The following is a 23,353-nucleotide window of genomic DNA, read 5'->3' as shown; positions in this document are numbered from 1 at the left end:
TCCTAATCTTGTTTTATTGTACATTTTCAAGTAAATCCACAAGCAATTGTTATGTATGCTTTTCCATAAACATCAATTACTAAACCATTTCTTGATAATTTTACATTCACTTTGTTTGCAATATTTTCTTTCTTGTTTACTTCTTTTACATAGCTGTTTAGAACTGCTAAAGTCATTTTTACCCTTTCAAAACAAAAAGGCCCAGAATATGGGCCTTTTTGTTGTATAACATAGTTTATTCACATATTACAATTAAACGCCCAAAAATAGATTATCAACAATAATCTTCTTAACAATAATTTGAGCATATTGTTTAACCATAACATCATTATTTTACATTAAAAATTTAAATTTTTTTGAAGTTTTTTAGTTTTTTAATTCAGTAATCGGGACTACATATACATTATCTTTTGTTTTATATAAGTCTGATAATGCGGTTAAAACCATTTTAAATTTAGGTAATTTTCATTGGTTATTGGGTTCTTCTGAATTATGCAAAATAACTTTTTCCTCAAATTTATTTAAGTTTTCTATGGCTTTGTTTATTGATTCTTCTCCACCAAACTTGCACTCAATAATTCCGTATTCACCATTCTCAGAAACAACAACAGCATCAATTTCAAAACCTTTAGATTCTCTATAATGTTTCACTTCTGCATCAAAATCAGATGAATAAATCTTAAGTTCCTTAAAACAAAGAGATTCAAATAAGAATCCAAGAGTATTTAAATCATATTTTAGATAATCAGCATTTATTTTCAATGCAGCTACTGCTAAAGACGGATCAACAATATTTCTTTTATTTGATGTTCTTATAGCAACTTTAGATCTAACTTTAAAATTTCATGCTTCAACTTCATCGATTATAAATAATTTTTGCAAGGCTTCAAAATACGAATTATATGTTGGTCTAGTAACTCCAATATCATCCATAATTGTTTTGTCGCTTGCAAGGCTACAAATATTTCTTGAATATGACAAAATGAAATTTTTTGTTAAGGCTGAATCTCTCTTGATATCATCAATTTCAAAAATATCACTTTTATAAATGTTTTCTAAAATTAATTTAGGAAATAAAAGTTGTTGTGCTTCGCTATTTGTTAATCTTGAAGGTCAACCTCCCTTACAAATATTTAGTACTATATGATCAAAATTTTTATCACAAATTTTTGGTGTAACTGAATATTCAGAATCAAAAAGTTTTTTTAGCGACACCGAACCATTCGATTCACCCAATTCATATAAACTCATCGGATACATTTTAATGTATGAAATTCTTCCTGTGCCAGAATGTAAGCTTTTATCTTTTTTAGCGATAGATCCAGTAAAAATAAATTCACCCTTAGAATTATTATCGTCAATGTATTTTCTAACAGCATTTCAAATTTTCGGATAATTCTGTCATTCATCAAATAAAATTGGTTTTTTATTTTTTAATAATTCTGAAGGGGTTGAATCAATAATCTGTCTATAAAATTCTCCTTTTTCAGGGTCTTGAAATTCAAAAACCGTATTAGAAAAATTTTTAGCAGTAGTTGACTTACCGCATGCTTTAACACCTTCAATAACCAACCCGCCTATTGCCTTTGATCTCTTTTCAATTTTATTATCAATTATTCTTTTTTTATAGTCCATTTTATTACCTAATATAATTATAAAGCTTTAAATATAAAATTTAAAAAATATATTGGTTCTAAATAATCTATAAATAAGGTTAATAAGTATTATTGATATTATTTCACTTTCACTTTTTTCCTTATTTCACTTTCACTTTTTTCCTTATTTCACTTTCACTTTTTTCCTTATTTCACTTTCACTTTTTTCCTTATTTCACTTTCACTTTTTTCCTTATTTCACTTTCACTTTTTTCCTTATTTCACTTTCATTTTTTCCATACATAACAGGAAATAAAAAACCAGATTTTTCTAGTTAAAGGTTTCTTTTTGTTTGTTACTATACAAATGATTAAAAAACTATTGAATAATTAAAAATTGATTATATACTTAGTTTTTATTTACTACACTCACTAATTTATTAATCATATTATTATTTAGCTTTTCCAGTATTGTTAATAGGAATTTAAGTAATATTTCATTGTTTTTTTGAAATCTTTTTGTAGAAATATTATTTATTTCTAAATTAATTCATTCCCAATTTTCTGATATAAAATTATAAAAATCTTTTATATCTGATGTTATGTTAAAGAATTGATTGAAACTATTTCTAAAAACTTTATTTTCACACAACTTATCAATATTTGTTAATAGACAAAACCCTTCATTAACAACCTTGTGATATGGCTAAGCATGTAAAAGTCTGATTTACTTACTACTACATTTTTATCCAAAAAACTCCCATGCATATTTTAGATTTAAGATTTTCTGTACATTAGTTGTTATCATTCCATCTACTTTTCCATTATCTATAAATATTTTGAAGACTATTATTGTTGCATTTACACTTTAAAATTGATATAATATATGTGTGAAAGCAACAATTAAAAAATTCAATATGGGATACAAGAAAAAAATAGAAAATTATCTTAAAGAATCAGGCGGTATTATAACGACTTCATACTGTAGAGAACACAATATTCCAACCATATACATTAATCGTTTATTGAAGGAAGGAAAAATAAGCAGAATTGCAAGAGGTGTTTATATTACAAAATGAGGTAATTATGATGATTTATTTCTTATTCAACATCAGTATAAAAAAGTTATTTTTTCATATGAAATTGCACTCTACTTACTCGGGCAAACTGATAAAATACCATGAAATATAGATATTTCTGTATATAACGGTTATAAATTCAACAAAAAAGATAATAAGTTAAATATTCATTATGTAAAAAAATCGATATATAATCTAGGTGTTATTAAAAAAACAACTATGTTTGGAAATGAGGTAAGACTTTATTCGTATGAAAGAATATTGTGTGATTTCATTGCAAACAAAAAAGAAATGGATATAGAAGTTTATGTAGATCTTATTCGTTCTTACTCTGAATATAAAGAAAAAGATATACATTCACTTTATAAAATTGCTAAACAAATGGGAATTGAAAGAAAAGTTAGAGAAATTATGGAGGTATTTTATTACTAAAGAAAAATTAACATATATTTGTCGTAAAATTAGTGAAGATACTGGAGTATCGTTTAATTCAGTTATGTTATACTACTTTTTAGAAAGTATATTAAAAAAGCTTGCTACGAGCAAATATAAAGGAAAATTTATTTTTAAGGGTGGATTTTTATTATCAAATGTAGTTGGTATAAATACAAGAACCACAACAGATATTGATTTTCTTCTTTACAATTTAGAGTTATCTAAGCAGAATGTTATTCAAATATTAAGTGAAGTTTTTGAACCTCAAAAATCAGATGTTGTATTTTACGAATTGCGAAGTATTGAACCAATTAAAAAAGAAGATGAATACGGAGGATTTCGTGTAAGTGTATTATGTAAAATGGAAAATATAAAACAAATTATTCCACTTGATATTGCTACTGGAGATATTATTACTCCACATCCGATAGATTATAAATATGTAAGTTCATTTGATTCTGATGAAATAAGGATTAAAGCATATCCTTTAGAAACGATGCTCGCTGAAAAAATACACACTATTTACAACAAAGGATTTTTAAACAGCAGAAGTAAAGACTACTATGATCTTTATATAATTTATAAATTAAAACAAAAAGAAGTAAATTGAAAAATATTAAAGGATGCGTGCATTAGAACCTTTAAATATCGAAAAACAGAATTTAATATAAGAAAAATTATAGATTTATTGGAAGATTTAAGAGATGATGATTCTTTCTCAGAAAGATGAAAATCTTATTCTATTAAAAATACTTTTGTCAAAGAAACAACATTTGAAGAGATAATAGATAACAGCATAGAATTGATTAAAAAAATATTAAATACTTAAAATGATTATACACTGAGTTAATTACTCAGTTTTTATTTCATTTATTTTGAGATTAAAATAGCCTTAAAAAAGATATTTATAACACATTAAATAAAAGCATTTATAAATAATCAGACATCAGTTTTATACATAAAATACTATAAATAAGTTTAATAAGTACTTTTATTTCTATTGCACCTTCACTTTTTCCTTATTTCACTTTCTCTTTTACTAACACAGCGTTTTGTAGTAATATAAAATAATTTTTAGGATGATTTGTCATTATTTATATTTCAACAAATTTGTTTTAATTATTAGTTGATATAATTCAAAAGAATTTAATATGAAAAAATTATAAAAAAACTAATTATTTTACTTGCATTAATTACTTCTGCAACCGTTGTTACAGCATTCACGGTAATTAATAAAACAAAAAGAATTATGATAATAGTAATTCTAAAAATACTGAGAAAGAATTGAATAACATGATAGTTAAAATTAATAATAAAAAATTTACTATAACATTGGAACAAAATCCAACAACAAATGAATTAAAAAAACTTATAAATGAAAATGGTTCATTAAAAGTAATGTTTAGCGATTATGGAGGATTTGAAAAAGTTGGTTACCTTATAAAGAAACTACCTCACAATGACAAACATATTAGAACCGAAGTCGGTGATATTGTATTATATGACGCGGATAAAATTGTAATTTTTTATGGAAGCAATTCTTGAAGTTACACAAAAATAGGTAGAATAAACGAAATTTCTCAATTCAAACAAATTTTAAGTTCTGGAACTCAAGAAATTATCTTTAAATTAGAATAATTAAAGGAGAAAATAATAAATTACAAATTTAGAATGAAATAAAACATTTAAAAAATACGAAGAAGTAAAATGTCAAAAGGTTTCATTTACAAATAGATATGGAATTGAAATTGTGGCTGATATGTATTACCCAAGAAATACAAATGATAAACTTCCTGATTTAGCTGTTAGTGGACCATTTGGTGCTGTTAAAGAACAATGTTCTGGTTTATATGGGCAAGAAATGGCTAAAAGAGGTTTTGTTTCTGTTGTATTTGACCCATCATTTACAGGCGAAAGTGGTGGAAATCCAAGAAATATGGCTTCACCAGATATTAACACTGAAGATTTTCAATCAGCAGTAGATTTTCTTTCAAATAACGAGAAAGTTGACCAAGATAAAATCGGAATTATTGGTATTTGTGGTTGAGGCGGTTTAGCTTTGAACACAGCTGCTATTGATACAAGAGTTAAAGCAACTTTGGTTTCAACAATGTATGATATGTCTCGTTTAAATGCTAATGGATATTTTGATGGAGAAAACACCGAAGAACATCGTTATAGCAAAAAGTTAACCTTAAATAATTTAAGAACCAGTGAATTTAGAACAAAAAACTACTCTAGAATGGGTGGATGTTTGGAAATTCCTGTTGATGAAAGTATGCCTCTATTTATTAAAGAATATAGCAACTATTACAAAAGAAAAGATAGAGGTTACCATGAAAGAAGTCTAAATTCTAATCAAGGTTGAAATTCTATTGGATGTATATCGTTTATAAATCAACCAATTTTACAATATAGCAATGAAATTCGTTCTGCTGTGCTTATGATTCATGGTGACAAGGCACATTCATATTATTTTGCTAAAGATGCATACGAAAACATGTTAAAAGGTAATAAATACACAGAAAATAAAATCTTTTTACCTATAAAAGGTGCAAACCACGTTGACTTATATGATGGTGGAAACAAAGATTTTATTCCATTTGATAAAATTGAAGAATTTTTTAAAAAATATTTATCATAATAGAAGTGCAAATTAGTATTTGCATTTTTTATTTTTGTCGGTTCCTGAAATTACAAAAATAAAAGACCTTTTTAAGGTCTTATATAGTTTATTATTTAAGTTTAGCTAAAAATTTCTTGAATGTAAATTTACTTTCAACAGTTTTTTCACTTGCATATTCTCAATCTCAATAGTACGATTTTTTAACTCTTATATAGTTAGTTCTACTAAAGAATTCAAAATAAACAAATACAAGAAGTCCGACAATAGCAAATACGATTGAAACAACAATATAAAGATTATACGAATCTTGACGATAAGGTTCCATAATACTACGAACTATACCATAGTGGATAAAATACAATCCTGAAGTAGCACCAGGTTTAAAAATCCCAAATAAATTAAATATTCAAACGATAATTAAGTATCCAATTATGTTTGCGATACCTTCATAAAGGAATAAAGGATAACGATATGCTGCAACACCTTGACCATATAATGATTCACTTAAATCGTCAATTATGTACATGTTTTGTGCAAAACTTTTACCAAAAATTAATGAACTTTGTCCTGAATAATCAATTCTACCGTAAAGTTCATGGTTAGCAAAGTTTCCTCAACGTCCGATAAATTGACCAATTAAAATTGTTGGAATGATGTACGAAGCAACTTTACGCATGTCGATAACATCTCTCTGGGTATAACCATATCATAAATCTAAGATAACAGCGAGAATAACACCACCTTGAATTGAAAGTCCACCATCTCAGATTGCATATCAGTGTGAACCAGAGAATGGATCAGGTGAATAAAGTAATTCTTCAACCACGAAACCTAAACGGGCACCAATGATTGCAGAAGGAACAGTAATTAAAATAAAAGTCATTAAAATTTCAATTTTATATTTTGCACGATATCAGAAAAATGCAATTGATAAAATCGAAGCTATGATACCAAGCATAATCATCAATGAATAAACTCTAAAATCATATGAACCGATGCTAAATAAAGGGGTATTTGCACCAGCGCGAATTCCTACTTCAGGAACTCAAATTGGAGTAGGCTGATTCATTTTAATTCTCCCTTCTTGATTCTATTGTTTTAATTACATCATATCCATCATGTCTAGCTAGATAAGTACTTACCGCTGCTTCAATTAGTGAAGCAGTGTTACTTCCGTCTTTTACTGGAATTCTAATTTTTTTGATTTTAGTATTTAATATTGTATAAGTAAGGATTTGTGTACCAAGTCTGTCTAATGAGTTTTGTTCGGTTTTTTCAACCAATTCAATTACTAACTGAATTTGGCACTTAGAAGCTACTGAACGAATTCCATATGTATATTTAACATCAATGATTCCAATTCCACGAACTTCCAAGAAATTTCTTGTTATCTCAGGACTTCTACCATAGACAACACCACCGATGTTTTTAATTAAAACTGCATCATCAGAAATAAAGATATTACCTTTTTGGATTAAGTCAAGTGTTGCTTCAGACTTACCTAAACCTGATTGTCCTATTATTAGTACACCAACTCCTCCAACTTGAACTAAACTACCATGAATTTGTGTCTCTTCAGCAAAAAAACTATTTAACTGAGAACCGATTGTTGTTGTAATAGTTGAATTAGAATGATTTGTTATACAAACAGGAATTTTAAATTCATTTGCTGATTCCACTATTCAAGGAATAACATCAGGACTAACTCCTTTTGAAAGAATTACAAGTGGTGGTGTGTATTTAAATACTGATCTAAGTGCTTCACAGGTTTTTTCTTTACCTATCGATAAAAACCATGTACTTTCAGTTGTTCCTCAAGAAATAATGTTTTTTTGAATATAAGGATGATCAATGAATTGAGCCAATTCAAGACCTACCCTTTTAATTGCAGGAGCTTTGACATCTAAAAAGTTTGGATTAGACTCAAAATTGATTACATCTAAGTTGTACATGTCGATGATTTTTTTGGAATTTATACTTTTATTATTACTCATTTTTTCCTTACTAATTATTAATATTTATTATTATATTGTATTATTTTTCTTTTAATAGTATTTGTTTAAGGAATGAACCAGTATAACTATTTTCATTTTCAGCAACTTGTTCGGGTGTTCCAGAAGCAACAACTTGGCCACCGTTAATTCCACCATCAGGTCCTAAATCAATAATATAGTCTGCTGATTTTATTACATCTAAATTATGTTCGATAACCACAACTGAATCCCCATTATCAACAATTCTATTCAATATTTTTAGTAATTTAGAAACATCATGAGTATGCAATCCTGTGGTTGGTTCATCTAAAACATAAATAGTTTTACCTGTAGGTTTCTTTTGTAAATAAAGGGCTAATTTAATTCTTTGTGCTTCCCCACCACTAAGAGTAGTTGAACTTTGACCTAGTTTTACGTAACCTAGACCAACATCGTACATAATTTGTAAAATATCTCTAATTTTAGCTTTATTTTCAAAAACTTGAAGTGCTTCTTCAACAGTTAAATCTAAAATTTCAGCAATATTTAACCCGTGATATCTAATTTCTAGTGTTTCTTGTTTAAATCTAGTTCCATCACAATCATCACAAGGAGTATAAACATCTGGTAAAAAATGCATTTCGATTTTTATATAACCTTCACCAAAACATTTTTCACAACGTCCACCTTGCACATTAAAACTAAATTGAGATTTTGTATAACCACGTGCACGTGCTTCTTCAACATTACTAAAAATTTCTCTAATTAAATCAAATACACCAACATAAGTTGCTGGATTAGATCTAGGAGTTCTTCCGATAGGAGTTTGTGAAACTGCTATTAATTTATCAATGTTAAATAAACCATTAATTGACTTAAATTTAGCTTTTTTAATGTACTCAGTATTTCCTTTACTTATTGCACTTTGAACGCCATTGACTAAAATATCATTAATTAAAGTAGACTTACCTGAACCAGAAACCCCTGTAACACAAACAAATTTACCAAGTGGAATTGTAACATCAATATCTTTAAGATTGTTTTCTTTTGCCCCTTTAATTGTTACAACTTTTCCATTTCCGCTTCTACGAGATTTTGGAACTGGGATAAATTTTTCACCAGAGAGATATTGTCCGGTAATAGATTCTTTGACTTTAGCAATGTCTTCTACAGTTCCTTGAGCCACAACTTTACCGCCATGTACCCCTGCTTCTGGACCTATGTCAACGATATAATCTGCTGAAAAAATTGTTTCTTCATCATGTTCAACAACAATTAATGAATTACCAAGATCAACCATTTCTCTTAACGCTTGTATTAACTTTTGATTATCTCTTTGGTGTAGTCCGATCGATGGTTCATCAAGTACATAAAGTACTCCAGAGAGTTTTGAACCAATTTGAGTTGCTAATCTAATTCTTTGTGCTTCTCCACCACTAAGTGTCTCAGCATTTCTGTCAAGTGTTAAGTATTCTAAACCAACATTTTTAAGGAAACTTAATCTAGAGTTAATTTCACTTAAAATAAGACTTGAAATAGTTTTTTCATTTTCAGATAAATTTAAGTTTTCTACAAAAATTAAACAATCAGAAATCGACATTTGAGTAACTTGATAAATATTTTTATCATTAATTAATACTGCAAGTGCTTTATCATTTAGTCTTGACCCTTTACATACCGAACAACTAAAAGTTCCCATGTATTTTTTAAGTCAATCTCTAATTCTTTCACTTGAAGTATCATAATATTGATTTTCAACTTTAGTTAAAACACCCTCGATGTGTTTTTTTCTTCTTGAAACATTACCGCTTGTTGAAGTTAAAACATATTCAATTTCTTCTTCAGAACCGTACTTGATTATTTCTAATTCTTCTTTGGTAAATTGTTCGATTGGTTTGTTAGTAGGGATATTGTAATGTTTTAGTAGCACTTCAAATTCTTGCCACTCTAAATTCGAAGTGTTTACTGTATTTTGGAAGATTTTTATTGCTCCTTGGTCAATAGTTCTTCAAGGTTCGGGTACTAATGCATCAAAATCGGCCTTAATATCAACACCTATCCCTTTACAGTGATGACACATTCCACTCGGAGCATTGAAAGAAAATAATTTAGTTTCAATTTTAGGCATGTCAAAATCTTTATAAACACAAGAGTGATTTTTTGAATACAACTTTTCGATGTTTTTATCAATATTTTCTACTTTTAGTAGACCATTAGAGATTTTGAATGCAATTTCAATTGCTTGTGTAATTCTTAATTTATTATTTTCATCAACTTTAACTCTATCAACTACTAAATCAATAGTATGACGTGAGTTTTTATCTAGGTCAATTTTATCTTCAAATTTATAAGTAATTCCATCAATTCTAACTCTTATGTAACCCTCGGCTTTATATCTTTCAAGTAAGTTTTTATGAGTTCCTTTTTCGTTATCAATAAGTGGTGCGTAAATAATTAATTTCTCTTCTAAATTTTCATCAATAACTTTATTTATAATACTTTTAGAAGTTTGTGAAGATATTAATATCTTATGCTTTGGACAATATGGCTTACCAATTCTTGCAAATAGTAATCTAAAATAATCATATAACTCAGTAACTGTACCGACTGTGGAACGTGGGTTATTGTGTGTTGTTTTTTGTTCGATTGAAATTGAAGGTGATAACCCTTCGATACTGTCAACATCAGGTTTACTAGTTCCTCCTAAGAACATTCTTGCATATGAACTTAGAGAATCAACATATCTTCTTCTACCTTCTTCGTAAATTGTGTTAAAGGCAAGAGAGCTTTTACCTGAACCACTTAATCCAGTGAAAACAACTAACTTATTTTTAGGAATTGTTAGACTAATATTTTTTAAATTATTTTCCCTTGCGCCTTTAATAATAATTTCTTGATTTTTCATATTTTCTCCAAATTATTCTGGTAAATTACATCCATTGAATGGTTCAAATTTGAATGACATTTTTTTAATTTTATTCATTTCTTCATCACTAAAAATTTCTAATTCAACAAGATTTTTTATATCTTTAGTTGTCCCTACAAGTTCAAGATATGTAAACTTTTTGTTCATTTCTTCTTCAGTTAAATTTACCTTTTTTCTTTTAATTAACTCAAATAATATTTCATGAAACTCTTTTAACGCTTTAGAAGTTTCCTTTAATGTATTTATATTGTTTTTTGTTAATACATTTTTTTCTTCTTCAGTTAAATCAGACACTGCAGATAAAATTTTTCTTAGTGCGTCATAAACTGAAACAACTGTTAAAGTTAAATCATTTATTATGTCCTTATTTTCTTTAATTTCTTCTACTGAATATCACATATTTCTCCTTAAAAAGTTAATTTTTTGTAAATATTGTTTATATATTATAACTTTTTATAATATTATTGTTGTTTTTCTAATTCTAAAATAATATCTCTTAATTCAATTGCTTTTTCGTAATCCATCTCTTTAGCAGCTCTATTCATTTCATCTCTAAGTTTTTTGATGGTTTGTTCTCTAGCAGTTTTATCACTTTTAGTAAGTTTTTTGCTTGTTTCTTGTTTGTTAATTAATAAATCAACTGCATTAGCAAGTTTTTCGTTGTTAATTGGTTCACTTATTGGTTTTACAATTGTTTTTGGAACAATATTGTGTTTTTTATTGTATTCAATTTGAATTTTTCTTTTTTCTTCGTTATCTTCAATTGCTTTTTTCATGCTTCTACTGATTTTATCTGCATAAAACACAACTCTACCAGAAGCGTTTCTCGCAGCACGTCCAGCTATTTGGATTAAACTACGTTCATTACGCATGAAACTTTCTTTATCAGCATCAAGAACTAAAACTAAAGAAACTTCGGGTAAATCAATTCCTTCCCTAAGCAAGTTAATTCCGACAACAACATCAAAAATACCTTTTCTTAGCTTTCTTAAAATTTCGTTTCTTACAAAAGTATCATATTCTGAGTGAATGTAAGCTGCTTTAATGTTTTTTAGAGTTAAATAACTACTTAATTCTTCAGCCATTCTCTTGGTAGTAGTTAAAATAATTGTTCTTTCTTTTTTCTCAATTTGTTTTTTTATTTCATCATGAATATCTTCAATTAGTCCATCAGTTTTCTTAACTTCAATTATTGGGTCTAATAAACCAGTAGGTCTAACATAAAGTCTAGTAATAACTCCTTGAGTTTTGTCCATTTCATAGTCCCCAGGAGTCGCGGAAATATAAACTTTTTGAAAATTGAAATCATTTTCAAATTCTTCAAATTTCAGTGGTCTATTTTCAAGTGCACTTGGTAATCTAAAACCATATTCAACTAAGGTACTTTTACGGCTTCTATCACCTTTATACATAGCTTCAAGTTGAGGAATCATCATATGTGACTCATCAATAAAAATTAATGCATCAGAAGGTAAATAGTCAAATAAGCTATAAGGTCTTTGACCAAAATCCCTATCATTAAGGTACATTGAATAATTTTCAATCCCTGAACAAAAACCATATTCTTTTAAGTCATCCATATCATTTTTAACTCTTTCTTGGATTCGTTGCATCTCAAGAAACTTACCTTCATTTTTAAAAAGAATAACTTGTTGATTTAACTCTTCAAGAATTTTTGGGATGGCTTTATCAAACACTTCATTTTGAACTGTATAAGCTTCACCAGGATAAATTGTATGCGTTTTATATTTTTTTATTACATCTTTAGTAAGTGGATCTATATGTAAAATTTCATCTATTTCGTCGCCAAAAAAATCAACTCTTATTAAATATTCCTCATTATCAGCAGGTGTAATTAAAAAAGACTCTCCCCGCACCATAAATGAACCGGGAACATGATCGGTTTCATTTCTTGAATACTTGATTTTAATTAATTTTTTAGCAAAATCATTAAAATCAATTTCCATTCCAACAAAAATATCAAAGAAACTTTTTTGATATTCATCAGGACTTAAAGCCCCATAAATACTTGAAACAGATGCTACAACAATAACATCTCTACGACTCAAAAGCGAATTCACTGTGCTCATTCTTAAGATTTCAATATCTTGGTTAGTTGATGAAGTTTTTTCGATATAAGTATCTGACTTAGGAATATAAGCCTCTGGACGATAGTAGTCAAAATAGCTGACAAAATATTCCACTGCATTTTCAGGGAAAAATCCTTTTAGTTCACTATAAAGCTGACTTGCTAAAGTTTTATTGTGAGATAAAACTAAAACTGGACGATCAAAATTTTTGATTACATTAGCAATTGTAAAAGTTTTACCTGAACCAGTAACACCAAGTAAAATTTGGTGTTCCAAACCACTTTTAATTCCGTCAGTTAACTCTTCAATTGCTTTAGGTTGGTCCCCACTTGGTGCATAAGATGAATTTAATTTAAAAATAGACATATATCAATTTTATTAAATTTAATACTTTTTATTTATATTTGCTCATTAATGTATAATTTCAATTATGAAAATTAAACCTATTTATTTAGTTGGTTCATTTCTATCTTTGGTTTTTCCACTTAGCTCTGTAAGTTGTTTTGAAAAAAATTACAAAGAAAATTTTGATAAAAGCGTTCAAGAAATGGACAATTTTTTACTGGAGATTAAAGAGAATGATGAATATAAATCACTTTACAATGTATTTTTTTTATATTTAAGTAATATTAAAGAAAACTATATAAAGGCAGTAGAAAGCGGAGAAGGTATTCAACAAGGTATTTACAAGTCAGTGGGTGCACAAGTTTCAGCTTTTACTAAAGTTGCTAAAGAAATTATTGAAGAATTTGAAAAAACAGATAAAAATAATAGTGAGTATTTTGCTAAAAGAATCAATTATCTAGATTTTCTCTTTAATATTTATATGTTGCAAATCCCTTTGAATAATAGTTTTTACAAAAGTTTTATACGTATTTACACACCAACCGAAAATAAAAAGAATCTTAGTTTAGTGGAAAAAATAACTTCAAAAATTAAAGAATTGAAGGAAAACGAAAAGGATGAAAAACAATATTCATTATTAATATCCGGAATTGTTCTTCTTTACAGTCAAATAATACTTGAAGAATTTGATAGAATTCATTTTGTTCTTAGCGAACAAGAATTCACTAAATGAAGTGCTATTTTAGATAAAAAATACTCTCAATTTGATGAAATATATAATAAATTATTAAATAATGAAGAAATTCATTTAGAAAATGAACAAATTTGGAAAATTGATTAAGGAGAAATATGTCACTTAAAGCAGGAATTGTTGGATTACCTAATGTTGGAAAAAGCACTCTTTTTAGTGCTCTAACAAAAAAACAAGTAGAAGCACAAAATTACGCTTTCACCACTATTGAACCTAATGTTTCTTCGGTGGCATTAAAGGATCCAAGAATTGATAAATTAGCTGAATTAATAAATCCTAAAAAAGTAGTTTATGCAACTTTTGATTTTGTTGATATCGCCGGACTTGTTGAAGGTGCTTCAAAAGGTGAAGGACTAGGAAATAAATTTCTTTCAAACATTAGAGAAGTTGATGCAATCATTCATGTTGTTCGTTGTTTTGAAAATAAAAACATTATGCACGTAGCTAATTCAGTTGATCCAGCCAGAGATCAAAAAATTATTAATCTTGAACTTATTTTAGCTGACTTAGAAACCATTAATAATGTTTTACATAGAGTTGAAAAGAAAGCAAAATCTGGTGATAAAATTGCTCAAATTGAAAAAGAAGCAGCGTTAAAAATTAAGGAAAAATTAGAATCTGAAAAACCAGCTAGAGAAGTTGACTTAAATGAAGAAGAATTAAAAATAATTAAAGGGTATCAACTTTTAACACTTAAACCAATTATCTACGTCGCAAATTTAAGTAATGAACAAATAGTTGACTATAAAAATGATACTTTATTTAATGCACTAAAAAACTCTCTTGAACCAAATACCACTATTATTCCTATTTCTGTTCAAATGGAATCAGAATTAATTCAAATCGAAGATATCAATGAAGCAAAAGAATTTTTAAGTATGTATAATGTTGAAAGAAGCGGTTTGGATATTTTAACTAGAGAATCTTTTAACTTATTAAATCTTGAAACATACTTTACTGCTGGTGAAGTTGAAGTTAGAGCATGAGTTTATAACAAAGGCATGTTAGCACCTCAATGTGCTGGAATTATCCACAGTGATTTTGAAAAAAAATTCATAAAAGCTGAAGTAATTTCATATAATGATTTTATTGAACATAACGGAGAGCTTGGTGCAAAAGCTGCTGGTAAAATGCGTCAAGAAGGCAAGAATTATGTTATGCAAGATGGAGATATTTGCCACTTCAGATTTGGTAAATAATCTCTTTATTTCTGGGAGTTTAGCATATCGGCTATGCAGCGGTCTCCAAAACCGTCGAGACGGGTTCGACTCCTGTAACTCCCGCCAGAATAAGTTTACTAAGGTAAACTTTTTTATTTTAAATTTAAAATAAATGCGTAAATACGCATTTTCACTAAATTAATAATTGATTAAACTTTCATCCAAAAGAAAGTTTTCAACACCTATATATAAAATTCCATTTTCATCATAAATTGGTTTTATATTATCCTTAACAATAACGATTTTTTTAAATGAGTCCCCAATTCTTCTTAATGATTCAGTTTCCTGAAGTCTTTTTTCAGCTGTATCTACATTAAGAGCTGATTGAATATAATATCTATTACTTCCGATATTTATAATAAAGTCAACTTCCAGTTGCTTTCTAAGAGATTTTCCATTAGAATCTTTTGTGTTATATTCAACAATACCAACATCTACATTATATTCCCTCATTCTTAATTCATTATAAATCACGTTTTCCATTATATGTGTAATTTCATTTTGTCTAAAATTTAACCTGGCATTTCTAAGTCCTAAATCACTAAAGTAGTATTTGTATGGAGTTGAAATGTATTTTTTTCCTTTAACATCATATCTTTGAGCTTTTTCAATCAAAAAAGCATCTTCAAAATAACCTAGATAGTTAGAAATAATATATTGACTTACAGTTATATTTTTCTCTGATTTAAAAGTTTTTTCTAATTTACTTGGATTAGTTAGTGAACCAATATGAGATGAAATAATATCAAGTAAACTACTGATTACTGTTTCAACATTTGAGATATTATGACGTTCTCTGATATCTTTAAGATAAGTTGTTTCAAAAATACCTTTTAAATATTCACTTTTTTGATTGTGAGTTTTTAATTCAACCACTGAATGCGGCATTCCTCCATAAATACAATAATCGCTGAATGCATTATTTTTATTTCCTTCGTAACAACTATAAAATTCAGCAAACGAAAATGGATAAACTTTAATTTCGTCACCCCGATCTCTAAACTGAGTTAACACATCTTTAGAAAGCATTTTTGAATTACTTCCAGTTACATAAATATCTACATTTTGAATTTTCATTAGACCAATTAAGACATCAACAAAAGTTATTTTTGAATCATCCTCTTCAAAAAATGGATTTTTTATTTCCTTTACAAATTGAATTTCATCAATAAAAATATAGTATTGAAGTGTACTATCTACAATTTGATCTCTTAAATATTTATCTAACTCTATTGGATTTCTATATTTTAAGTTTTGAATATCATCTAAGCTAATTTTTATAATTTGTTCGTTTTTTACTCCTGTTGACAAAAGATATTTGCAATATAGTGTAAATAGAAGAAATGATTTCCCACATCTTCTAATTCCAGTAATTATTTTTACTCTTCCATTTTGTTTTTTAGAAATAAGTTTATTTAAATATCTAGGTCTTTGAATTTCCATATCACTCCATTTAAAATTTTTGCGTATTTACGCATTTTTACTAAATATATTATAACATTTATAGTTATGTTAACTTTAATTTATTTAAGATTTTTGCGTATTTACGCATTTTTATTAAATAAAACTGTTAGTATAAATTTAATATAGATTTATAGTTAGCTCTTCATTGAATCCATGAAATCAATTATTTTTTTCTTTTTTAAAACACGTGCAAACAATAAGTTGATATATGAATAGAATTATTAAAATGTACTTATGGGCATTTATAAAAAATGCAAAAAGACTGATGATTAACAATTGTTGTGATTCTTCTTCATTTTTTTGTTGCATTTTAATTGTAAATATTATATTTTTATATAACAACTTTATGGATTTACTGTATTAATATGTGAACCCATATACCAATGTACAAGTGAGTTCTTAAACATAAACACCCATAACGTTATTAGCAATAAGAATAATTAGTTTTGTTATTAAAATAATTATGGTTTATAATTGTTCACTCTGTATCACTTTAAGAATATATTTTTCAGTATTTTTGTTGAAATTCTTTAAATATGCTTTTAGACATCTTAAATTAGATGTTTTCAAAAGCGAATGTTTTGGTATGAGAAACAATAATAAATAAAGTTGTTTATGTCATCTTATATTTAGGTTACTTGTGGTATTGAAAATTTTAAGCATAAAACTTTTTAGCATAAGCAAACTTCAACAGTTATGATGTATTTATAATACTCTTCCCACCAATTGCATTCTTAGTTTTATTAACTTTATATTATTAAATTTCACTATAAATCGATAAACTTAGGTAAGTTTATAAAAAATAATTACATACTAAATTGCAAATTTTATTTGTGATTTGCTAAATTATTAAAAAATCATGCAATATTTTGCATGACTGTTGTAAATTATAACTTTTTTCTAAAAGTTAAAGTTAGATATACTTTTTGCAATTTAGTTAAATCATTATTCTTTTTAATTTTGCTTCTTGATAACATTACAATTAAGTTTTTAGTTATTATTGAGATTGATAAAACGATTGAATTCAAGAGTGAAATAATTTTGTAAATAAGTTGAAAAATGTTTAATTGGTTTTTAAACCCATCAAACTTAACTAAAAAATTATAAAATGAATATAAGTCTGAAAACATAAAAAATGAAAATAGAACTAAAATTGGTATTACATTTCTTTTATCTTTAACGTACTTTTTGAAGTTTTCAATAGGTTTTATAGATGTATCATTGATTTCATCTTGTGTCTCCATTTTTTTATTATTAAAAGTGAGAAATTTTCAAAATCCAAACGCAAAACCTATATTTTTACCTTTTTTATGCATAATCAATATCATTATTTGAATTAAAAGAAATCAAACAATGAAAACAAATATCACAATATATGAAAAAATAAATCCAGCTACTATAATAGGTTTGCTTAAATCCAAATTATTTTTTAAAAATATCGTTATAAATAATCCAGTTGTCGTGATAACTGTGTAAAAAATTAAATAAATTAATTTTGCGTAGGTTGATCTCTTATCTTTTGTTAAAAACACTAGTATTCCTTTCCTTATTAATTTTCTTTAAATATAGAAATAAACATCATTTTTCTTATATCTAGAAAATTATCCTCATGCTGTATTTGACTAAAACAGTCAAAATAGATCTTGCAATGTTTATAGTTTTTGAAATTCATCTTAAAACTGTTCATATAATTTTTTATTTTTGTAGTATCGTCAAACTTTTGATGTATTTTATGTAAGTCAAGTAGTGTATTATTATTAAATTTATAAAAATCGTCAATAAATAAACTTGGATTATTTATAAATTTTTTTATCTTATTAAGCAAGGTAGTTGTTTTTGTACTTCAAAATATTAATTTGACATATCTTTCAAGTACTTTTGTTTTCTTTTTACTTGCTTTTGTTCTAATTCATGTAATTAATTTATAAAAATTAGTCTTTGAAAGTTCAATTTTAATTGCAGTACTCGGTTTATAAAATCATAAAAATGAAGATGAAATTAGAATAATATCTAAATTTTTTTGTATAGTTCTTTTTCTATATCTTGATAACTTGATACTTAAATCGTTACTTATGATTAATAAATCGTTGAGAACTTTTGTTAATTTTTCTTTGTTTGAATTATTACAAAATAATCTTATTAATTGAAATAATTTACTTATAAAACATCATTGTTTATTAACTGTTTTAATTCCATGTTTTACAACAGTGTATTTCTCGGGGACAACAGAGAGATAAAATATTTCAAAATCTACGGTTTTGTTAAAAATTCCTTTTTGAACAAATTCATCATTTAAATACAGAATTAAATTTTCATTATCATCAAAATTAATATGTTTAACACTTCCAACTGAAATGTAATCAATATCATTGTATTGAAAATTCAATCTAGGAAAATTTAATATGTATGAATAGCTACCTGTAACAACAAGATTATTATTGGACATTTTTATTAAAAAATCTTTAAGAGTTTTCATAGATCGATTTTATAAAGGAAACAAATTTAAAGCTTGTTAATAAATAACATTTTTTTAATTCAGCAATTTTTTTAGGATTATTAAGGTTTCTTTTTGAGTTATATAAAATAATATTTCTAACAAAACTATTTAATAATAATATTCATAAGAATAAATAAATCAAATTAATTCATATAGGTGTCGTAGATGAAAATATTAAAACGCCCCAAAATATTAAAGATAGCAGAATAAACACAAATGAAAATATTAATAATTTGATGCCAACAACTTTTTTGGAATTTACAAACAAAATATAATCATCCGTCCTTCTTAATGTTAAAAGTTGTTCTTTTTTTAGCTTCATATTCTGAACAAATGAAATAATATTAACAATTATTTTGTATAAAGTCCATAAAACAAAAATTGATAACAATACTATAAATATAATAGTCAGTTTTTGAGCATCGCTTATCGGATTTTTTAAGTTTGTCAAATAAGTATCATATGAATAATTAATAATTGCTATACACAATATTATTAAAATTACATTAAATATAATTCTGAAAATATTCGTGTGATTTTGTAATTTATTGTTTTTAAACATTAATATACTCCAAAATATTTATCATACTCAGCTCTTTTTAATGCTAATTGTAACTCGTTGTACATTTTTGAAGCGTCAACTATTTCTCTTCTAGTTCATTTAATATGTTCATAAAGTGACCTTTGAACAATATTTCCACTTATTCATTTTTTATATCAAGGTTTATTATAGTAAATAGAATAAGCTTTTTCTTGCAACGCTAATACGTTAAATATATTTTCTTTTTTCCTTATTTCTGTGGAAAGGGTTCAAATAACGTCATCCTCTGACAAGTTAATACTTTCAAAAAGATTTTTTAAATTTGGAAATACAAAATTTTCTAATACTTTAGCAGATAAATACGCGGAAGCCGTTGTTACTGATCCAGCAAATTTAATATGTGGTTCTTCCACATCCATGAGTGGTGAAAAAAACTCGGAAAGATTGTATAAAAACTCAGTTATTTTTTTCTCATTTTTTTGTATAAGTAATTCATAAAATTCCTTAGCTGTAGAAATTACAAAATTTCTATATTTAATAACATTGCTGACGAACAATTTATTGTAATATGCTAAATCATCTCAATAAGTATTTGACACATATTTGGATATCATTTTTTGTCCTCTTATTATTTTTTCAATTTCACTTTTTGAGCTTCTTAGTCTATTATTAATTACAAACTCTTTGTCCTCAGTTAAAATTGTCTCTTCTTTTATAAATGAGAAATTTAGTATTTTAGAATCTTGAATTATTTCGATAATTTTTTTATAGTCACTTTCTTGTATCTTTTGGACAAAATCTTTAATATGATTTTTAGTAGTTACATCTTTATCATTTTCTAAATTTGTATTTCTGTTTTCAATAATATTTATCATGAACCGCCTTTATAGTAATAAATTTAGTTATTAAAAAGTTAATTTAAAGCAAAATTATTACCTAAAATACTAACTTTATACAATAACTAATATAATTATAAATAGTTTTTACAATGTATAGAAACATTTCTATATTTTTGAATTCAATTACCACAATTATGAAACGCTTAATTATTTTTGTGTTCAAAATATTATCAATTACGATATGATTCATAGAAACTTTATAATTATATGAATGAATTGTATTAAATTTAGATAATAGTATTTATAATGCTGTTTTTAATATAGAATATGATTTCATTGTGCAAAATTAAGCCTAATCAGTAAAAAGTGAAATAGATTCGCTTATTCACATCATATGAAAATAAATTTCATGTCAATTAAAACTTTCTAAATTATTTATAATTAAATTAGAGGTAAAAATGAAAAAGAAATTATTTTTTGGTTTGGCATTAAGTCCAACAATTTTAGTATCTCCTTTGGTAGTTTCGTGCACAGACACCGAGGAAAAGAAAACTAAAGAAATTAACAAAGAAAATATAGAAAAATATTCTAGTTTAGTCAATGATATTCAATTAGCTTATCAAAAATCAAACCCAAATACACCTATTTTCGAAGGAAAAACAATTGCTGATATTTTTACTGAAACAGTTGATAAATTGCTTGAAACAGCAGGTTTATCAGAACAAGGTGAAGATTTTGTTAAATATACTAAAGAAACTATAACATATAGCATAAATGTTTCAGTAGAAGAGTCCATTCCTTTCATCACAAAGATTGTAGATGAAGCTAAGAAGAATCCAGATGTTGATATTTTAACCATATTTAAAAAACAAGAAAACATTGACTACTGATTAAAAGTTCTTGAAAATGTTGTTAATAAACTTAGAGACTATTCAAAGAAAACTAAGGATAAGCTAATGAATATTATGGTTGATATAGACTTAAAAGTAATGCCTGATGCTTCTAAAAGTCAATTATTAAAACAATACAAAATGTTTTATACAGATTCAACAATAGATGCGCAATATGACTTAATTCTCAAAAATTACAAAGATGCTGTAAATTTATATTTAAGTAATGAAAATACTGATATTAAAGAAATTATAAACACTTTACTATCATCAATTAATTCAGTAGCTTAGCACATATCAAGTCTTTATGGCTTGATTTTTATTATATTTATTTGCACCGAATATTATATAATTTATGTGCAAGGAGATAATATGAACTATAAACAATTAATTAAAGAAAGAATTGATAATTTTCATACAAACTATGTTTTTATAGTAAATGATTTTTATGATATTTCAGGATATGAAACAATAAAAAGTACATTAAATAGAATGTGCAAAAGTGAATATATAAAAAGAATAATGAATGGTGTTTACTATAAGCCGAAATATTTTGAAACTTTAGATACTTTTAGTACTCCTTCCCCATCTAAAGTTGCTGAAGCTATTGCTAGAAAATATAATTGAAATATAATTCCTGCAGGAGAAACATCATTAAATATATTGGGACTATCAACACAGGTCTCTTCTAAGTGAATATATGCATCTGATGGAAGAAACATAGATATAAAATATGGTAATTCAATAATCAAATTTAAAAAAATAACAAATAGGGATATTTCTAATAAATCTTATTTAAGTGCTTTGATAATACAAGCTTTAAAAACATTAGGAAAAAACAAAATAAAAGAAAAAGAGATTATTTATTTAAAAAATAAATTAACTGACAAAGATAAAACTTTATTACTCGAAGAATGTAAAACAACAACAATTTGGACCTACCAAATAATAAGAAAAATATGCGAAGGTATAAGTGTTTAAATTTAATGACATAACAACAGAAGAACTTCAAGTCGCGATAGAAAAAGCAAGCTTTATAAATAATATTTCAGAAGTGATTATAGAAAAAGACTATTGAGTTTGTTTTATGTTAAATTACTTATTTACAGAGTCAAAATGAAAAAATTTATTTGTTTTTAAAGGTGGTACTAGTTTATCCAAATGTTATGGTATTATAAAAAGATTTTCTGAAGATATTGACTTGATTTTAGATTGAAGAGCAATTGGTTATGAAAAATATGAACCTTGATCAGAACGTACAAGTACACAACAAGACAAATTTAATAAAAATGCAAACTTAAAAACGCAGGATTTTTTAATTAAAAAATTTATCCCTAATGTGGTTAATGACCTAAAAATATTAATCAAAAATCCTTTTGAAATTTTTATTGACCCATTAGATAATCAAACAGTTATTTTTAAATATCCTAAAATATTTGATAATAATTATATTCGTAAAGAAATAAGGCTTGAAATAGGTCCTTTAGCTGCATGGACACCATCAGAAGATATTTTAATCAAACCAGATCTTTATAAAGATTTTCCAAAAATATTTTCAGGAGATGGAATAATAGTAAAAAGTGTTTCTCCTCAAAGAACATTTTGGGAGAAAATTACTATTTTACATCAAGAAGCCAACAGACCAAATAACGTTTTCATACCTAAGAGACAGGCAAGGCATTATTATGATGTATATTCCTTTATGAATTCAAAATACATTAAAGATGCATTAATAGACATCAAATTGCTTTATAAAGTAGTTCAATTTAAACAAAAATTCTACTATACTAAATGAGCTAAGTATGAAGAAGCCACTATTGATAAAATAAAAATTGTACCTGAAGAATACAGAATAAACGAAATAAAAGAAGACTATGAACATATGAAACAAATGATTTATGGAGATATCCCACCATTTGAATTAATAATCGAAAACTTGAAAAATTTAGAAGAACAAATACATAAATTAAATAAAAAATAAAATACTTTTTTCGGTATAAACTAAAACAACAAAAGTGCACAAATAAATGTCAACTTTTGTTGTTTTAGTTTATAAATGTGTTTATCAAATTTTAACAAACAT

The 23,353-nt window shown here is 26.1% G+C and carries 20 protein-coding genes and 1 tRNA gene; 10 read left to right on the top strand and 11 right to left on the bottom strand.

The features are described 5' to 3' along the window. Window positions 1-2: 2 nt before the first annotated feature. Complete coding sequence (locus tag FOY43_RS03875; protein ID WP_162847767.1) at window positions 3-176, bottom strand: hypothetical protein; 174 nt, start codon at window positions 174-176, stop codon at window positions 3-5. A gap of 190 nt (window positions 177-366) precedes the next feature. Continuing rightward, entirely contained in the window at window positions 367-1,635 is a 1,269-nt protein-coding gene (locus FOY43_RS03570) for an ATP-binding protein (RefSeq protein WP_146309158.1), read from the bottom strand. A gap of 849 nt (window positions 1,636-2,484) precedes the next feature. On the opposite strand from FOY43_RS03570, the gene FOY43_RS03560 reads away from it, so the two are divergent. The 4 genes from FOY43_RS03560 to FOY43_RS03545 all read left to right on the top strand — a co-directional run bounded on the left by FOY43_RS03560 (window position 2,485) and on the right by FOY43_RS03545 (window position 5,752). Beyond that, entirely contained in the window at window positions 2,485-3,105 is a 621-nt protein-coding gene (locus FOY43_RS03560; RefSeq protein ID WP_236094564.1) for a type IV toxin-antitoxin system AbiEi family antitoxin domain-containing protein, read from the top strand. Next, on the top strand, window positions 3,062-3,937 hold the full coding sequence (locus FOY43_RS03555) for a nucleotidyl transferase AbiEii/AbiGii toxin family protein (RefSeq protein ID WP_201273910.1): 876 nt from the start codon (window positions 3,062-3,064) through the stop codon (window positions 3,935-3,937). Before FOY43_RS03560 ends, FOY43_RS03555 begins: the two co-directional genes overlap by 44 nt. Window positions 3,938-4,401: 464 nt before the next feature. Further along, a complete protein-coding gene (locus tag FOY43_RS03550) occupies window positions 4,402-4,746 on the top strand; it encodes a cyclophilin-like fold protein (protein ID WP_146309157.1) in 345 nt (114 codons plus the stop codon). Between the two features lie 112 nt (window positions 4,747-4,858). Then, window positions 4,859-5,752, top strand: coding sequence for an alpha/beta hydrolase (locus FOY43_RS03545; protein WP_328592694.1), 894 nt, complete (start codon window positions 4,859-4,861; stop codon window positions 5,750-5,752). Between the two features lie 91 nt (window positions 5,753-5,843). Here FOY43_RS03545 and lgt read toward each other — a convergent pair whose 3' ends face one another. The 5 genes from lgt to uvrB form a co-directional block, all read right to left on the bottom strand. Continuing rightward, complete coding sequence (gene lgt / locus FOY43_RS03540) at window positions 5,844-6,803, bottom strand: prolipoprotein diacylglyceryl transferase (protein ID WP_146309155.1); 960 nt, start codon at window positions 6,801-6,803, stop codon at window positions 5,844-5,846. Window position 6,804: 1 nt separating this feature from the next. Beyond that, window positions 6,805-7,728 (bottom strand): HPr(Ser) kinase/phosphatase, encoded by a 924-nt coding sequence (hprK, locus tag FOY43_RS03535; RefSeq protein ID WP_146309154.1) that lies wholly within the window; start codon window positions 7,726-7,728, stop codon window positions 6,805-6,807. Between the two features lie 40 nt (window positions 7,729-7,768). After that, on the bottom strand, window positions 7,769-10,612 hold the full coding sequence (gene uvrA, locus FOY43_RS03530) for an excinuclease ABC subunit UvrA (protein WP_146309153.1): 2,844 nt from the start codon (window positions 10,610-10,612) through the stop codon (window positions 7,769-7,771). Window positions 10,613-10,624: 12 nt separating this feature from the next. After that, window positions 10,625-11,032 carry a hypothetical protein gene (locus FOY43_RS03525; protein WP_146309152.1) on the bottom strand — a complete coding sequence of 136 codons (408 nt, stop codon included), beginning with the start codon at window positions 11,030-11,032 and terminating at the stop codon, window positions 10,625-10,627. A 62-nt stretch (window positions 11,033-11,094) separates the two neighbouring features. Continuing rightward, complete coding sequence (gene uvrB / locus FOY43_RS03520) at window positions 11,095-13,089, bottom strand: excinuclease ABC subunit UvrB (protein WP_146309151.1); 1,995 nt, start codon at window positions 13,087-13,089, stop codon at window positions 11,095-11,097. A gap of 64 nt (window positions 13,090-13,153) precedes the next feature. Here uvrB and FOY43_RS03515 point away from each other — a divergent pair, with 64 nt between their 5' ends. The 3 genes from FOY43_RS03515 (at window position 13,154) to FOY43_RS03505 (ending at window position 15,105) form a co-directional block, all read left to right on the top strand. Next, complete coding sequence (locus FOY43_RS03515) at window positions 13,154-13,909, top strand: hypothetical protein (RefSeq protein ID WP_146309150.1); 756 nt, start codon at window positions 13,154-13,156, stop codon at window positions 13,907-13,909. Window positions 13,910-13,917: 8 nt separating this feature from the next. Next, window positions 13,918-15,018, top strand: coding sequence for a redox-regulated ATPase YchF (gene ychF / locus FOY43_RS03510; protein WP_146309149.1), 1,101 nt, complete (start codon window positions 13,918-13,920; stop codon window positions 15,016-15,018). Window positions 15,019-15,031: 13 nt separating this feature from the next. Continuing rightward, window positions 15,032-15,105 (top strand) — tRNA-Trp (locus tag FOY43_RS03505). A gap of 72 nt (window positions 15,106-15,177) precedes the next feature. Here the strand turns inward: FOY43_RS03505 and FOY43_RS03500 are convergent. The 4 genes from FOY43_RS03500 to FOY43_RS03485 all read right to left on the bottom strand — a co-directional run bounded on the left by FOY43_RS03500 (window position 15,178) and on the right by FOY43_RS03485 (window position 20,416). Further along, complete coding sequence (locus FOY43_RS03500) at window positions 15,178-16,482, bottom strand: ATP-binding protein (protein ID WP_146309148.1); 1,305 nt, start codon at window positions 16,480-16,482, stop codon at window positions 15,178-15,180. Between the two features lie 908 nt (window positions 16,483-17,390). Next, complete coding sequence (locus FOY43_RS03495) at window positions 17,391-17,747, bottom strand: hypothetical protein (RefSeq protein ID WP_146309147.1); 357 nt, start codon at window positions 17,745-17,747, stop codon at window positions 17,391-17,393. A gap of 305 nt (window positions 17,748-18,052) precedes the next feature. Further along, entirely contained in the window at window positions 18,053-18,979 is a 927-nt protein-coding gene (locus FOY43_RS03490) for an MAG4530 family protein (protein WP_146309146.1), read from the bottom strand. Between the two features lie 582 nt (window positions 18,980-19,561). Continuing rightward, entirely contained in the window at window positions 19,562-20,416 is an 855-nt protein-coding gene (locus FOY43_RS03485) for a hypothetical protein (protein ID WP_146309145.1), read from the bottom strand. Window positions 20,417-20,838: 422 nt separating this feature from the next. On the opposite strand from FOY43_RS03485, the gene FOY43_RS03480 reads away from it, so the two are divergent. From FOY43_RS03480 to FOY43_RS03470, 3 genes are all read left to right on the top strand, one after another. After that, window positions 20,839-21,561 carry a hypothetical protein gene (locus tag FOY43_RS03480; protein WP_146309144.1) on the top strand — a complete coding sequence of 241 codons (723 nt, stop codon included), beginning with the start codon at window positions 20,839-20,841 and terminating at the stop codon, window positions 21,559-21,561. Window positions 21,562-21,642: 81 nt separating this feature from the next. Continuing rightward, window positions 21,643-22,251, top strand: a complete 609-nt coding sequence (locus FOY43_RS03475) for a DUF6088 family protein (RefSeq protein ID WP_146309143.1) — start codon at window positions 21,643-21,645, stop codon at window positions 22,249-22,251. After that, window positions 22,244-23,251: a nucleotidyl transferase AbiEii/AbiGii toxin family protein gene (locus FOY43_RS03470; RefSeq protein ID WP_236094562.1), complete on the top strand. Its 1,008-nt coding sequence runs from the start codon at window positions 22,244-22,246 to the stop codon at window positions 23,249-23,251. The genes FOY43_RS03475 and FOY43_RS03470 overlap by 8 nt, the downstream gene beginning before the upstream one ends. Window positions 23,252-23,353 lie beyond the last annotated feature (102 nt).

The sequence above is a fragment of the Mycoplasma anserisalpingitidis genome (assembly GCF_007858495.1).
Taxonomy (GTDB): Bacteria; Bacillota_I; Bacilli_A; order Mycoplasmatales; family Metamycoplasmataceae; genus Mycoplasmopsis; species Mycoplasmopsis anserisalpingitidis_A.
Note: the sequence above shows the minus strand (reverse complement) of the source record. Positions and strands in the feature narration are given on the sequence as shown.